The sequence below is a fragment of the Georgenia sp. EYE_87 genome, assembly GCF_023148685.1.
Taxonomy (GTDB): Bacteria; Actinomycetota; Actinomycetes; order Actinomycetales; family Actinomycetaceae; genus Georgenia.
The window spans coordinates 324,402-338,266 of the sequence record NZ_JAHXNL010000002.1 but is presented as its reverse complement, the minus strand read 5'-3'; the positions used below and the strand labels follow the sequence as shown (position 1 = coordinate 338,266).

Below are 13,865 nucleotides of genomic sequence, written 5' to 3'. Positions count from 1 at the left end.
GCGAGCCCGCGGGTGAGCCGCACCCCGGCAGGTCCCACCCCGCGAGGGCGGGCACGACGCAGGAGCTGTGCCTCCTCGCCCGCGGGCGCACAGGAGCGGGGCCGCCCATCCCGGGGGAAGGTGGGCGACCCCGCCGTCTTGTGGCGGTCAGGCGGGGTGGCGCGCCGCCTTTGCCGCACCACCGCCGTCGACCTCGACCCCGACGTCCCCGCCAGGGCCTGGATCCAGCAGACCGCGAATGCCGAAACTTGTCAGCGCGACGGGCAGGGGATCCCGGGATGAAATGCCGACCTCACCCTCCGTAGGTGAGGTTGACCTCCTGGGGACGGGGCCGTACCGGGCGCAGAAGCCGCGCCACTCCCTCATTCCTGCGGCGGGAGAAGACCCAGGAGCCGGCCGCGTTCGAGGGCCTCGGCGCGGGAGTGGACGCCGAGCTTGCGGTAGATGCTCCGCACCTGCGTCTTGACGGTGCTCTCCGAGACGAAGAGGCGGCGCGCCATGATCGGGACGGGACGGCCGGTGGCGAGCTCGCGGAGGACGTGGATCTCCCGCCCGCTGAGCGGCTCCACCCGCACCGCCTCCGGGAAGGGCCCCGCCACGGCGGCCTCGTCGAGCTTCTCCAGCAGCGCCCGGCTGTGGGGCAACCCCGCGGCCACGTTCTCCAGGTCCGCCCGCGGTACCAGCAGGAAAGGGCGCAGCATCCCCGTGCGCTCCGCGATGCGGGTGGCCAGGTGCATGGCCTCCTGGGCGAGGGCCCGCTGGCCGGTGCGGTGCGCGGCGACCGTGCGCACGAGACTCAGCTTCAGGGCCACCCGTGGCCGCACCGGGGCGACCGCGGGGGCGTCCTTGGTGACGTCCAGGGCGAGCTGGTCGTCCCCGGAGTAGAGCGCGAGCCGGGCCAGCGCGGCACGGAGCAGCCCGCTCTCCCAGCGTCTCGGCCCCACCTGGGTCCCGATCTCGCGGGCACGGGCAAGCTGGTCGGTGGCGATGCACAGGTCGATCAGCGCCGTCGCGAGCATGGTGTCCCCCAGCCAGGTGCTGGGGCGGTGCCGGTTGCGGTCGCGGTACTGCTCGACGTCACCGAGCACCTCCGCGGGGTTGCCCAGGTGGAGCGACCGGTTCACCCACACGTAGACGATCAGCGTCTCGAGCCACTGGTGGGCCTCGGGAAGGTCGGGCGGCTCGGCGGGGAGGTCGACGTCCGCGAGCCGGTCGAGCTGGAGGAAGGCCGGCACCACGATGCGCGCCACCGTCTCCAGCGGCCCGGGCGGCGGGTCCGGCCGGGCCAGCACCCAGTCCATCCAGCGGTCGGCGGCGTCGAGGTGGCCGAGCAGCGCCGTGGTGAGCGCGACCCCGGCACCGGCCTCGCGCACCAGGGTGTACTCGTCCTGCGTCCCGCGCCGCACGGCGTCGTAGCAGGCGAACGACGCGCCGAGGACGTCGGCCTCGCCGAGCAGCACGTGGGCGAGCTCGAGCATGGTGCGGGCGACGCCGGGCTGGTCGGCCTCGTCATGGGCGATGGCCAGCGTGCTGCTGCCGGGGGCGATCACGGGCAGGTCGGACTGCACCGCCTCGAGGAACCACCGGGGCAGCTCGCCCGGGGCCACGTGGTCGCGCAGGGCGATCATGGTCGGGGTGCCCGCCAGGGTCTCGGGCTGCAGGTGGGTCAGCGCCTCACGCAGCTTGTCGCGGTCGGCAGCGAGCAGCTGGGGCCAGGACTCCTCCACCACCTCCGCCAGGAGCGCCGCGTCCTGGGAGCGCACCGCGTGCTCCAGCGCCTGGGACATCCGCCCCGAGGCACGGCACAGCCGTGCGACGTCGGCGTTGAGCCGCCAGTAGCGCGCCGGGTCGTCCTCGCGCAGCAGGAGGTTCGCGGCGTCGCGCAGGATGGGCGGGTAGGCGAACTCCCCCTCGCCGCGCGTCACCAGCAGGCCGGCGCGTCGCATCCGCACCAGGATCGACTCGGTCGCCTCGATGTTCTCCGCGCCCACAAGCTGCTCGGCGAGCTCGGGCGTGAAGGACTCCGGCACGGCGAGCGAGGTCAGCACCGCGTCCACCCCGTCGACCGCGAGGTCCTGGAGCACGATTCGGAGGTAGTCGGCGATCGAGAAGAGGTCGACGACGGGCTCGCCCTCGTCCGTGAAGCTCGCCGTCAGCAGTGCCACCCGCAGCAGACCCGGCCACCCGGCCAGCCCCGCGCACAGCTCCGCGGCAGCCTTCTCCGTGACCGGCACGCCGAGCTCCTCCCCGAGCTGGCGGGTCTGCTCCCCCGTCAGGACGAAGTCGGCTGCCTGGAGCACCACCGCCTCGGGTGCGATCGCGCGGGCGAGGGCCACCACCGGCCGCAGGGCGCGGGTCAGCAGCACGATGTGGAGGTTGGCGTGCCGCTGGGCGAGCTCCACCAGCTCCTCGTCGACGCTCTCGTCCACGACCCGCTCGAAGCTGTCGACCACGATGACCAGGTGCCGGAACCGCTCCTGGGCCGCGCGGCCGACGTCGCGGCCGTCCAGCACCGGGCCAGGGTCGTCGTAGCCGGCCCGGACGACGGCGTCGCGCACCTCGGCCCAGAACTCGTCCCGGGCGACGGCGCGGGGCGGCAGCCCCACCCACACCAGGTCGTGGTCGGGCAGGTCGGGACGGCGCAGCCACGCCGAGGCCGTCGTGGTCTTGCCGTAGCCGCGCGGGGCCTGGAAGACGACGAGCGGCGGGAGGACCTCCAGCGCGCGTTCCACCGTCGGCGACGGCGTGAACGCCGCGGGCACGCGCGGAAGCCCCTGGCCGTCCCCCCGGTGCTGATCGGTGCGGTGGGACGGCCGGCTCATCTCTCAGCCCATCCCCACGTGACCCGGCGGCCCCGCGCGGTCGAGCTCGTCCGCACGCCGGAGCGCGCCCGAGCGGTTGGTGACGCCGAGCTTGTGGTAGACGCTGCGCAGGTGCGACTTGACGGTGTTGACGGAGAGCCCGAGCACCTCGGCGATCGGCACGGCTCCGGTGTGCTGGTGCAGCGCCTGGAGCACCTCGAGCTCGCGCGGCGTGAGCAGCTCGGTCAGCCCGCCGCGGGGCTCCTCGGCGATCTCACGCTCGCTGGGCCGGTAGGCCTCGGGCCACAGGTCCAGCACGCGCACGTCCCCGGCGGCGAGGGCGGTGAAGACGCTGTGGCGCAGCACGAGCAGCGGGCGGCGCTGACCGGACGCGTAGGCGGTGCGGACGGCCTCGGCGAACGCGGCCCGGGCGGCCGCCCGCTCACCGAGCGCGTGGTGGGCCCCGGCGAGGACCAGCTGGCACTCCATCACCGAGCGCTGGGAGAGGGTCACCACCTCGAGCGCCTCCCGGGCCCGGGAGGCGGCCTGCCGGTACTCGCCGTTGGCGAGCGCGAGGTGGGCGTGGGTCGACATGCTCACGGCGTTGACGGGCAGGTTGCGGGCCACGTGCCGGGCGTCGTCGAGCAGGCCGCCGGCGAGGAGCACCTCGACCTCCGTGGCGCGCAGCACCATCTCGGCCATCCGGCCCTGCGGGAGGTAGTGCCGCGCGGCGCGGACGTTGGCCGCCCACCGGGCGATGTCCCCGGCGTCGCCCGAGGTGGAGGCGTTCACCGCCGCCACGAACACCTCGAGACCCCAGATCTCGTCCCGCCGGGTGCGCTCGCGCATCGCCGCCACGACCTCCGCGGCGTCGGGCTCCAGGCGGTCGAGGGCGATGAGGGCGCGGATCAGCCGCTGCCAGTAGTCCACGTACTCGTCGAGCTCCGGGGGCAGGCTGCCGAGCCGGCGCAGGGACTCGTCCTCGAGCCACGAGGCGGCGATGTCGACGTCGCCGTAGATGGCGTGGGTGCCCGCCAGACCGAGGGTGGCCAGGGCGACGGCGACCGACTCCTCGTCGCGCTCCTGGGAGACGGTGCGCGCCCGCCCGAAGGCGTAGAGCGCCGACGGCTCGTCCCCGGCGAGGACCGCCGCGACCCCCCACTGCACCAGCGCGAAGACCGTGGTGTCCATGCCGGTGCGCAGCCGGCTCGGCCCGAGCTCGGCCGTCAGGCCGCGGATGTCGCCGGTCGGCCAGATGAGGTCCCGGCCCTGGCGGCCCGACTTGAGTGCGCCGTCCATCTCGTCCCGCGCGACCTGGAAGCGCGGGTGCTCGGCGACGACGTCGGGCGGGATCATCTGTGCGGCCGCCATGAGCACGGCCGGCTCCTGGGTGACGAGGTGGTGCCACTCGTCCTCCATCACCTGCTCGGCGGTGGACCAGGCGCCGGCGTGGATGGCGTGGACGAGGGCCCGGACGTGGTCGCGCTCGTGCAGGCTGTGGCTCATCAGCGCCCGGTGCACCTCGCGCAGGTCGTCGGGCCGCGACTCGGCGAGCATCCGGACCAGGGCCTGGCGCACGATCGGGGCGTACGAGTAGACCCGCCGCTCCCCCGCGATCTCCTCGCGGAGCAGCCCGGCGGAGCGGACGTTGCGCAGGATCGTCAGCGTGGCGTCCCCGGGGGCGACGAGATCGGCGAGCTCGGCGTCGAAGGACTCGGGCACGGCGGTGCGCAGCAGGAAGGCGCGCACCTGCTCGTGCCGGAGGTCGCGGACCATGCTGGCGATGTAGTCGTCGGCGAGCGCGAGGTTGATCCGACCGCCCTCTCCGCGCGAGCGGACCAGGACGTCGCGGATCGCGGCGGGCCAGCCGGCGAACCCGGTGGCGAGCAGCTCCGCCTCGCGGTCGTTGAGCTGGACGCCCAGCCGCGCGGCGAGCGCCGCGACCTGCGTGCCGCGCAGCCGCAGCTCCCGCGGGGAGACGACGGCGACGTCGATCGAGAGGCTGCCGGTCGTCTCGATGGCCCGCGTGGTCCGGCTGGCGACGACGAGGTAGAGCTGGTCGTTCTGCCGCACGGCCTCGACGAGCTCGTCGTCGATGTCGGCGGCCGCCTCCAGGCGCCCCGCGTGGTGGTAGTCGTCGATGACGACCGTCAGCGGCGCGGCGCGCCGGACCAGCGACCGCACCGCGCGGGCGCGGTGGTCCCCGTCCTCGCCGTCGAGCACGCCGGCGTCGGAGAGCGCCGCGCACAGGGCCCGCCAGAACTCGTCGGCCTCGTTCGCCTCACGGGTGAGCGCGAGCGTGACCACCTGGTGCTGCGGCGGGGCCGACTCGAGCCAGGCGTTCAGCGTCGCGGACTTGCCGTAGCCGCGGGGCCCGCGCACGACCGTGAGAGGAGCCTGCTCGGCGAGGATCTCGAGGACGGCGTCGTCGACAACGAGGTCACGCGGCATACGCGCGTGCGTTCGCGTCGCGTGTACGGCTGTCGCCACGGCCCACACCCCTCGTGCGCCCGGCGGGGGCCCAGGGGTGACCTCCGTCCGGATCATCAAGGTACCGAGGGCGCGGACGCGACACGGGCGTTTTCGTGCCCTCAGTTCTTGCGACCTGCCGAGGACATCTGATATAGGTTCCGGCCCGTCCGCGTCCTGAGAACGGGTCGTTAGGCCCTCCGCGGCCCTGCGGGCGTCCGCCGGCGCACTGCCGGAGTGGGTCCGAGGTCCCGGTCAGCCGAGCGGGACGACCGTGACGCCGCGCGCGGCCAGCTGCTCCGCGCCGCCGTCGGGCGCCGTGAGCACCCAGATGCCCCGCTCGCCGACGGCGACCGTGTGCTCGAAGTGCGCGGCCCGGGAGCCGTCCAGGGTGACGACCGTCCAGTCGTCCTCGAGCACCTTGCTCTCGGGGCTGCCGGCGGTGAGCATCGGCTCCACCGCCAGGCACATCCCGGGGCGTAGGCGCGGGCCCCTCTCGCGGGTGCGGTAGTTCAGCACCTCGGGCGGCTGGTGCATCGCGGAGCCGATGCCGTGCCCGACGTACTCCTGGACGATCCCCAGGGTCACGCCGCGCTCGACCGTCGCCCGCTCGACGACAGTCTCGACGGCGTCACCCACCACCCCCAGCCGCTCGCCCGTGGCGAGCGCCGCGATGCCGGCCCACATGGCCTCCTCGGTGACCTCGACCAGCGCGCGGTCCGCCTCGGAGGGCGTGCCGACGACGAGCGAGAACGCCGCGTCGCCGTGCCAGCCGTCCACGATCGCGCCGCAGTCGAAGGAGACCAGGTCTCCCTCGGCGATGACCCGGTCCCCGGGGATGCCGTGCACGATGACCTCGTTGACGGAGATACAGACCGTGGCGGGGTAGCCGTGGTACCCGAGGAAGTTCGAGCGCGCCCCGGCCCGGGCGATGACGTCGGCGGAGACGGCGTCGAGGTCCGCCGTCGTCATCCCCGGCGCGACCGCCTCACGCAGGGCGGCGTGGATGTCGGCGACGACGAGCCCCGCCCGGCGCATCGTGCGCACCTGGTCGGGGGTCTTGTACTCGATCTTCTCGCGGCCGAACACGTCGGCTCCTTCCGGGTACGACGACGGCGCGGACCCGGGGCTCGGGCCGCGCCGTCGTGGAGGGGGTCGGGGCTCAGCCCAGCTTCGGCTCGAGCGCGGTCAGGATGCGCTCGGTCACCTCGTCGAGGGAGCCGATGCCGTCGACCTGCACCAGCAGGCCGCGCTCGGCGTAGAGGTCGGCGAGCGGGGCGGTCTGCTCGGCGTAGACCTCGAGGCGGCGGCGGATCACGGACTCGGTGTCGTCGGCGCGGCCCTGCTCGGCGGCCCGCTTGAGGAGGCGGGCGACCACCTCGTCGGTGTCGGCGGTGAGCTCGACGACGGCGTCCAGGCGGGTCCCGCTGTGGGCCAGCATCCCGTCGAGCTCGGCCACCTGGTCCGCGGTGCGCGGGTAGCCGTCCAGGAGGAAGCCGTCGACGGCGTCGGCCTGGGAGAGGCGGTCGCGCACCATGGCGTTGGTGACCTCGTCCGGGACGTACTCGCCCGCGTCCATGTAGCGCTGCGCGCGCCGGCCGAGCTCGGTCTGCTCCGCGACGTTGGCGCGGAAGATGTCGCCCGTGGAGATCGCGGGGACGCCCAGCCGCTCGCAGATGCGGGCGGCCTGGGTGCCCTTGCCCGCTCCGGGCGGGCCGAGGAGGACCAGTCGTGCGCTCATCGCAGGAACCCTTCGTAGTGACGCTGCTGGAGCTGGGAGTCGATCTCCTTGACCGTCTGCAGGCCGACGCCCACGACGATGAGGACCGAGGTCCCGCCGAACGCCATCATCTGCTGGTCGATCCCCATCTGGGCGAAGACGACGGTCGGGATGAGGGCCACCAGCGTCAGGTAGATGGCCCCCACCGTGGTGATGCGGGTGATCACGTACTGCAGGTACTCGGCCGTCGGTCGGCCCGCGCGGATGCCCGGGATGAAACCGCCGTAGCGCTTCATGTTGTCCGCGACCTCTTCGGGGTTGAACGTGATCGAGGTGTAGAAGAACGTGAAGAACAGGATCAGCAGCGCGAAGACCGCCAGGTACAGCGGCGCCGACGGGTTCGCCAGGTTGACGAGGATCCACTGCACCCAGCCGGCGCTCTGGTCCGCGAACTGCGCCGCCAGCGTCGGCAGGGCGAGGAGCGAGGACGCGAAGATCACGGGGATCACGTTCGCCATGTTGATCTTGATCGGGATGTAGGTGGACGACCCGCCGTACATCCGGCGCCCGACCATCCGCTTGGCGTACTGCACCGGCACGCGACGCTGCGACTGCTCGACGAAGACGATCAGCAGCGTCACCAGCAGGATCAGCGCGATGACCGCGAGCAGGCGGCCGACGCCGCCGTCGCTCTGCAGGATCGAGCCGAAGGCGCCCGGGAAGGAGGCGGCGATCGAGGTGAAGATGAGCAGCGACATGCCGTTGCCGACGCCGCGCTCGGTGATGAGCTCGCCCAGCCACATGATCAGCCCGGTGCCCGCGGTCATCGCGATGATGGTGAGCAGCAGGTTGCCCGGGGAGTCGTTCGGGATGGGCAGCACGGGGCAGCCCGGGAAGAGCGAGGAGTTCGCGACCGTGACGATGACGGAGGACTGCAGGACCGCCAGGAAGATCGTCAGGTAGCGGGTGTACTGGGTGAGCTTGGCCGTGCCGGCCTGGCCCTCCTTGTGCAGCTCCTCGAAGCGCGGGATGACCACGCGCATGAGCTGGACGATGATGCTCGCCGTGATGTACGGCATGATCCCCAGCGCGAAGATGCTCAGCTGGAGGAGCGCCCCGCCGCTGAAGAGGTTGACCATGCCGAGGAGGTCCGCGGTGCCCGCGCTCGCGAGGCACTGCTGGACGTTGGCGTAGGACACCCCTGGGGCCGGCACGAAGGTGCCCAGCCGGAAGATCGCCATGATCCCCAGCGTGAAGAGCAGCTTGCGCCGCAGATCAGGCGTGCGGAACGCCTGGGCGAATGCGCTGAGCAATCTTCCTCCTGCTGATCGGGCCCGTTCCGGGGCCTTGCTGACCGCATGCGCGGCACGGGCCGTCGGTCAGACTATCGCGACCGTCGCCGCTTCCCCGACCGCGGCACGGTTCCGGGGCTCTCGGCCCGCGTGCCCCGGCGGGGACGCTCTCCTGCGGTGGAGACGCTCCTGCGGTGGAGACGCTCCCCCGGCAGCGTCCCACCGCGGGAACGACGACGCGGGCGGCCCGGCTTGACCGGACCGCCCGCGTCGGTGGCTCACTCGGCGGAGATGGTCCCGCCGGCAGCCTCGATCTTCGACTTCGCCGACGCGGACCACGCGTCGACCGTGACCTCGAGCTTGACGTTCAGCTCGCCGGTCCCGAGGACCTTGACGAGCTGCCCGGAGCGCACGGCGCCCTTGGCGACGAGGTCCTCGCGGGTGACGGTGCCACCCTCGGGGTAGAGCGCGCCGAGCTTCTCCAGGTTCACGACCTGGTACTCGGTGCGGTTGGGGTTCTTGAAGCCGCGGAGCTTGGGCAGCCGCATGTGCAGCGGCATCTGCCCGCCCTCGAAGCGCTCCGGCACCTGGTACCGGGCCTTGGTGCCCTTGGTACCGCGGCCGGCGGTCTTCCCGCGCTTGCCGCCCTCACCGCGTCCGACGCGGATCTTGGCGGACTTGGCCCCGGGGGCAGGACGCAGGTGGTGCACCTTGAGGGTGTGAACCTGCGGCTCGGCGCCCGTGTTCTTGGAATCGGCCATGGTCAGTCGACCTCCTCGACGGTGACAAGGTGCGCCACCGTCGTGATCATGCCGCGGACCTCGGGCTTGTCCTCGCGGACGACCGACTGGCCGATACGCCTGAGGCCCAGCGTGCGCAGCGTCTCACGCTGGTTCTGCTTGCCGCCGATGACGGACTTGGTCTGGGTCACCTTGAGCTGAGCCATCACGCACCTGCCCCGACGGTCTGCTCGGTGGCAGCCTTGTCCTCGCGCTCCTTGGCCTCGCCCTTGGCGCGCGCCCGCAGCAGCGCGGCCGGGGCCACGTGCTCCAGGGGCAGGCCACGACGGGCGGCGACGGCCTCGGGCTGCTCGAGCCCCTTGAGCGCCGCCACGGTGGCGTGGACGATGTTGATCGCGTTGGACGACCCGAGCGACTTGCTCAGGATGTCGTGGATGCCGGCGCAGTCCAGGACGGCGCGCACCGGTCCGCCGGCGATGACCCCGGTACCCGGGGAGGCCGGACGAAGGAAGACGACTCCGGCCGCGGCCTCACCCTGCACGGCGTGCGGGATGGTGCGGGCCACGCGGGGGACGCGGAAGAAGTTCTTCTTCGCCTCCTCGACGCCCTTGGCGATCGCCGCGGGCACCTCCTTGGCCTTGCCGTAGCCGACGCCGACCGTGCCGTCGCCGTCGCCGACGACCACGAGGGCGGTGAAGCTGAAGCGACGACCACCCTTCACGACCTTGGCGACGCGGTTGATCGTGACGACGCGCTCGATGTACTGGTTCTTGTCCTCGGCCCCGCGACGGTTGCTGTCGCGACGGCCACCGTCGCGGCGGTTGCCGCCCTCGCGGCGGGCCCCGCCCTCGCGGTTCTCGCCCGAGCCGGTAGCCGGACCGGTGGTCCTGCCTCGCTGCGGTGCAGCCATCAGATGTTCCTCTGCTCTCGTACGCTCTGCTTGGTCACAGGGTCAGACCACCCTCGCGGGCACCGTCGGCGACCGCCGCGACCCGCCCGTGGTACTTGTTGCCGCCGCGGTCGAACACCGCGGCGTCGACCCCGGCGCTCTTCGCGCGCTCGGCGACGAGCTCGCCGACCCTGCGTGCCTTGGCGACCTTGTCGCCCTCGGCGACCCGGAGGTCCGCCTCGAGCGTGGAGGCCGAGGCCAGGGTGCGGCCGGTGGTGTCGTCCACCAGCTGGGCGACCATGTGGCGGCTGGAGCGCGTGACGACGAGGCGGGGACGCGCGGCGGTGCCGGTGACGCGCTTGCGCACCCGGAGGTGACGCCGCGTGCGGGCGACCTGCTTGCCCTTGCCCTTGACGGAGATAGCCATGGGTTACTTACCAGCCTTTCCGACCTTGCGGCGGACCTGCTCGCCGGCGTAGCGCACGCCCTTGCCCTTGTAGGGCTCGGGCTTGCGGATCTTGCGGATGTTCGCCGCGGTCTCGCCGACAAGCTGCTTGTCGATGCCGGAGACGGTGAACTTGGTGGGGCCCTGCACCGCGAACGTGATGCCCTCGGGGGCGGTCACCGAGACCGGGTGGGAGAACCCGAGCGCGAACTCGAGGTCCGAGCCCTTGGCCTGCACGCGGTAACCGGTGCCGACGATCTCCAGGGCCTTGGTGTAGCCCTCGGTGACGCCGACGACCAGGTTGGCCAGGAGCGTGCGGGTGAGGCCGTGCAGCGAGCGGGACTCGCGCTCGTCGTCCGGACGGGTGACGACGATCGCGCCGTCCTCGTCGCGGGCGACGGTGATGGGGTCGGCCACGGTGTGGGCCAGGGTGCCCTTGGGGCCCTTGACGGTGACGGTGCCGCCGTCGATGGTGACGTCGACGCCAGCGGGGACCGGGACGGGGAGCCTACCGATTCGAGACATAGTCTGCTTCCTTCCTGGTCACCAGACGTAGGCGAGGACTTCCCCGCCCACACCCTTGGTCTGTGCCTCGCGGTCGGTCAGCAGGCCGGAGGAGGTGGACAGGATGGCCACCCCCAGGCCGCCGAGGACCCTGGGCAGGTTCGTGGACTTGGCGTAGACGCGCAGGCCCGGCTTGGAGACGCGGCGCACACCGGCGAGCGAACGCTCGCGGTTGGGGCCGAACTTCAGGTCCAGGGTCAGCGTCTTGCCCACCTCGGCATCCTCGACGGTCCAGCCGGCGATGTAGCCCTCGGCCTTCAGGATCTCGGCGATGTTCGCCTTGAGCTTCGAGTACGGCATCGCCACCGTCTCGTGGTACGCCGAGTTGGCGTTACGCAGACGCGTGAGCATGTCTGCGATGGGGTCGGTCATAGTCATCGGGCCTCAGCCCTTCCTCGTCGTGGTTTCCTCGCGGGACCTGCGACGTAGTCGTTTACCAGCTGGACTTGGTCACACCGGGGAGCTGGCCGGCGAGGGCCATCTCCCGCAGGCAGATCCGGCACAGCCCGAACTTGCGGTACACCGAGTGCGGGCGCCCGCAGCGCTGGCAGCGGGTGTAGCCACGCACGGGGAACTTCGGCTTGCGGTTGGCCTTCTGAACCAGGGCGGTCTTCGCCATCTCAGTTCTCCTTGAACGGGAATCCGAGGCGACGCAGCAGCGAACGCCCTTCTTCGTCGGTGGTGGCCGAGGTGACGACCGTGATGTCCATACCGCGAACCCGGTCGATCTTGTCCTGGTCGATCTCGTGGAACATCGACTGCTCGGTCAGACCGAAGGTGTAGTTGCCGTGGCCGTCGAACTGCTTGGGCGACAGGCCGCGGAAGTCGCGGATGCGGGGAAGCGCCACGGAGAGCAGGCGGTCCAGGAACTCCCACATGCGGTCGCCGCGCAGCGTGACGTGCGCGCCGATCGGCTGCCCCTCGCGCAGCTTGAACTGCGCGATGGACTTGCGGGCCTTGGTGACCTGCGGCTTCTGGCCGGTGATGAGGCTGAGGTCGCGGATGGCGCCCTCGATCAGCTTCGAGTCACGAGCGGCGTCGCCTACGCCCATGTTGACCACGATCTTGGTCAGGCCGGCGACCTCGTTGACGTTGGCGTGCTGGAACTCCTCGCGCAGCCCGGCGACGATCTCGTCGCGGTAGCGCTGCTTGAGGCGCGGCGTCACGGTGGTGGTGGTCTCGCTCATGCTCAGATGTCCTTACCGGAGCGCTTGGCCACGCGGATCCGCACGTTGCGGGTCCGGCCGTCGCGCTCGACCTGCTCGGTGCGGTGACCCACCCGGGTGCCCTTCTTGGTCTCCGGGTCGACCACCATCACGTTGCTGACGTGGATGGGGGCCTCGACCGTCTCGATGCCGCCCGTACGGGCGCCACGGCTGGACTGGCCGACCTTGGTGTGCTTCGTGGCGCGCTGGACACCCTCGACGACGACGCGGTCGGAGTCCTTGAGCACCTCGAGCACGCGGCCCTGCTTGCCCTTGTCACGGCCGGCGATGACGACGACGAGGTCGCCCTTCTTGATCTTCGCCATGGTCAGAGCACCTCCGGCGCCAGAGAAATGATGCGCATGAACTTCTTGTCGCGCAGCTCGCGGCCCACCGGGCCGAAGATGCGGGTCCCGCGCGGGTCGCCGTCGGCCTTGAGGATGACGGCTGCGTTCTCGTCGAACTTGATGTACGAGCCGTCCGGGCGGCGGCGCTCCTTGGTCGTGCGGACCACGACCGCCTTGACGACGTCGCCCTTCTTGACGTTGCCGCCGGGGATGGCGTCCTTGACGGTGGCGACGATCGTGTCGCCGATGCCGGCATAGCGCCGGCCCGAGCCGCCGAGCACCCGGATGCAGAGGATCTCCTTCGCACCGGTGTTGTCGGCGACCTTCAGCCGCGACTCCTGCTGGATCATTCGATTAACTCCTGTCGTCGTGCCGGTTCTCGGCGGGGCCGAGCCTGGCCGAACGGATGGTGGGCTAGAGGGCCGGGACTACTTGGCCTTCTCGAGGATCTCGACCACGCGGTGGCGCTTGGTGGCCGACAGCGGGCGGGTCTCCATGATGAGGACCAGGTCCCCGACGCCGACCTCGTTGGTCTCGTCGTGGGCCTTGACCCGCTCGGTGCGGCGGATGACCTTGCCGTAGAGCGCGTGCTTGACGCGGTCCTCGACCTCGACCACCACGGTCTTGTCCATCTTGTCGCTGACCACGTACCCGCGGCGCGTCTTGCGGAAGTTGCGGTCCGCGGCGGCCTCGGGGGCCGCGGACGTCGTGTTCTCGCTCACTGGGACCTCGTTCACTTCTCGGTGCTCGGCGCCGTGCGGATGCCGAGCTCGCGCTCGCGCACGATCGTGTAGATGCGGGCGATGTCGCGACGCACGGCCTTGAGCCGGCCGTGGTCCTCGAGCTGCCCGGTCGCCGCGGAGAACCGCAGGTTGAACAGCTCGGCCTTGGCCTTCTCCAGCTCCTGCGCGAGACGGTCGTTGTCCATCCCGTCCAGGTCGGCCGGAGCCAGGCCCTTGCTTCCGATGGCCATCAGCCTTCACCACCCTCACGACTCACGAAGCGAGTCTTCATCGGCAGCTTGTGCTGCGCACGGCTCATGGCCTCGCGAGCGAGCTGCTCATCGACACCGGCCAGCTCGAACATGATGCGGCCGGGCTTGACGTTGGCGATCCACCACTCCGGGGAACCCTTGCCGGAACCCATGCGGGTCTCGGCCGGCTTCTTGGTGAGCGGGCGGTCGGGGAAGATGTTGATCCACACCTTGCCGCCACGCTTGATGTGGCGGGTCATGGCGATACGGGCGGCCTCGATCTGCCGGTTGGTGACGTACGCACCCTCCAGAGCCTGGATCCCGTAGTCGCCGAAGGAGATCGACGTGCCACCCTTGGCCACGCCGCGGCGCGTCGGGTGGTGCTGCTTGCGGTGCTTGGTCCGCCGGGGGATGAGCACG

Annotated in this window: 18 protein-coding genes; all 18 read right to left on the bottom strand. The window is 71.7% G+C overall.

What is annotated here, in order from left to right:
• Positions 1-362: 362 nt before the first annotated feature.
• Positions 363-2,822 carry a LuxR C-terminal-related transcriptional regulator gene (locus tag KZX45_RS04950; RefSeq protein WP_248256586.1) on the bottom strand — a complete coding sequence of 820 codons (2,460 nt, stop codon included), beginning with the start codon at positions 2,820-2,822 and terminating at the stop codon, positions 363-365.
• 3 nt (positions 2,823-2,825) lie between these two features.
• The gene (locus tag KZX45_RS04945; RefSeq protein WP_248256585.1) at positions 2,826-5,252 is read right to left on the bottom strand and encodes a LuxR C-terminal-related transcriptional regulator; all 2,427 of its coding nucleotides are present in this window, start codon (positions 5,250-5,252) and stop codon (positions 2,826-2,828) included.
• Between the two features lie 273 nt (positions 5,253-5,525).
• Complete coding sequence (map, locus tag KZX45_RS04940; RefSeq protein ID WP_248256584.1) at positions 5,526-6,359, bottom strand: type I methionyl aminopeptidase; 834 nt, start codon at positions 6,357-6,359, stop codon at positions 5,526-5,528.
• A 73-nt stretch (positions 6,360-6,432) separates the two neighbouring features.
• Positions 6,433-7,011: an adenylate kinase gene (locus tag KZX45_RS04935; protein ID WP_248256583.1), complete on the bottom strand. Its 579-nt coding sequence runs from the start codon at positions 7,009-7,011 to the stop codon at positions 6,433-6,435.
• The gene (secY, locus tag KZX45_RS04930) at positions 7,008-8,303 is read right to left on the bottom strand and encodes a preprotein translocase subunit SecY (protein WP_248256582.1); all 1,296 of its coding nucleotides are present in this window, start codon (positions 8,301-8,303) and stop codon (positions 7,008-7,010) included. Before secY ends, KZX45_RS04935 begins: the two co-directional genes overlap by 4 nt.
• 257 nt (positions 8,304-8,560) lie before the next feature.
• Positions 8,561-9,043: a 50S ribosomal protein L15 gene (rplO, locus tag KZX45_RS04925; RefSeq protein ID WP_248256581.1), complete on the bottom strand. Its 483-nt coding sequence runs from the start codon at positions 9,041-9,043 to the stop codon at positions 8,561-8,563.
• Between the two features lie 2 nt (positions 9,044-9,045).
• Positions 9,046-9,228: a 50S ribosomal protein L30 gene (rpmD, locus tag KZX45_RS04920; RefSeq protein ID WP_248256580.1), complete on the bottom strand. Its 183-nt coding sequence runs from the start codon at positions 9,226-9,228 to the stop codon at positions 9,046-9,048.
• Positions 9,228-9,932 (bottom strand): 30S ribosomal protein S5, encoded by a 705-nt coding sequence (rpsE, locus tag KZX45_RS04915; protein ID WP_248256579.1) that lies wholly within the window; start codon positions 9,930-9,932, stop codon positions 9,228-9,230. The genes rpmD and rpsE overlap by 1 nt, the downstream gene beginning before the upstream one ends.
• Positions 9,933-9,966: 34 nt before the next feature.
• A complete protein-coding gene (gene rplR / locus KZX45_RS04910) occupies positions 9,967-10,338 on the bottom strand; it encodes a 50S ribosomal protein L18 (RefSeq protein WP_248256578.1) in 372 nt (123 codons plus the stop codon).
• A 3-nt stretch (positions 10,339-10,341) separates the two neighbouring features.
• Positions 10,342-10,881, bottom strand: coding sequence for a 50S ribosomal protein L6 (gene rplF, locus KZX45_RS04905; protein ID WP_248256577.1), 540 nt, complete (start codon positions 10,879-10,881; stop codon positions 10,342-10,344).
• Between the two features lie 18 nt (positions 10,882-10,899).
• A complete protein-coding gene (rpsH, locus tag KZX45_RS04900) occupies positions 10,900-11,298 on the bottom strand; it encodes a 30S ribosomal protein S8 (RefSeq protein WP_248256576.1) in 399 nt (132 codons plus the stop codon).
• A 55-nt stretch (positions 11,299-11,353) separates the two neighbouring features.
• On the bottom strand, positions 11,354-11,539 hold the full coding sequence (locus KZX45_RS04895; protein ID WP_248256575.1) for a type Z 30S ribosomal protein S14: 186 nt from the start codon (positions 11,537-11,539) through the stop codon (positions 11,354-11,356).
• A 1-nt stretch (position 11,540) separates the two neighbouring features.
• Complete coding sequence (gene rplE, locus KZX45_RS04890) at positions 11,541-12,107, bottom strand: 50S ribosomal protein L5 (protein WP_248256574.1); 567 nt, start codon at positions 12,105-12,107, stop codon at positions 11,541-11,543.
• Between the two features lie 2 nt (positions 12,108-12,109).
• Entirely contained in the window at positions 12,110-12,451 is a 342-nt protein-coding gene (gene rplX, locus KZX45_RS04885; protein ID WP_248256573.1) for a 50S ribosomal protein L24, read from the bottom strand.
• Positions 12,452-12,453: 2 nt separating this feature from the next.
• A complete protein-coding gene (gene rplN, locus KZX45_RS04880; protein ID WP_043498182.1) occupies positions 12,454-12,822 on the bottom strand; it encodes a 50S ribosomal protein L14 in 369 nt (122 codons plus the stop codon).
• A gap of 78 nt (positions 12,823-12,900) precedes the next feature.
• Positions 12,901-13,194: a 30S ribosomal protein S17 gene (rpsQ, locus tag KZX45_RS04875; protein ID WP_308221706.1), complete on the bottom strand. Its 294-nt coding sequence runs from the start codon at positions 13,192-13,194 to the stop codon at positions 12,901-12,903.
• An 11-nt stretch (positions 13,195-13,205) separates the two neighbouring features.
• Positions 13,206-13,445: a 50S ribosomal protein L29 gene (rpmC, locus tag KZX45_RS04870; RefSeq protein ID WP_282453266.1), complete on the bottom strand. Its 240-nt coding sequence runs from the start codon at positions 13,443-13,445 to the stop codon at positions 13,206-13,208.
• Entirely contained in the window at positions 13,445-13,864 is a 420-nt protein-coding gene (rplP, locus tag KZX45_RS04865) for a 50S ribosomal protein L16 (RefSeq protein WP_248256572.1), read from the bottom strand. Before rplP ends, rpmC begins: the two co-directional genes overlap by 1 nt.
• Between the last annotated feature and the right edge of the window lies 1 nt (position 13,865).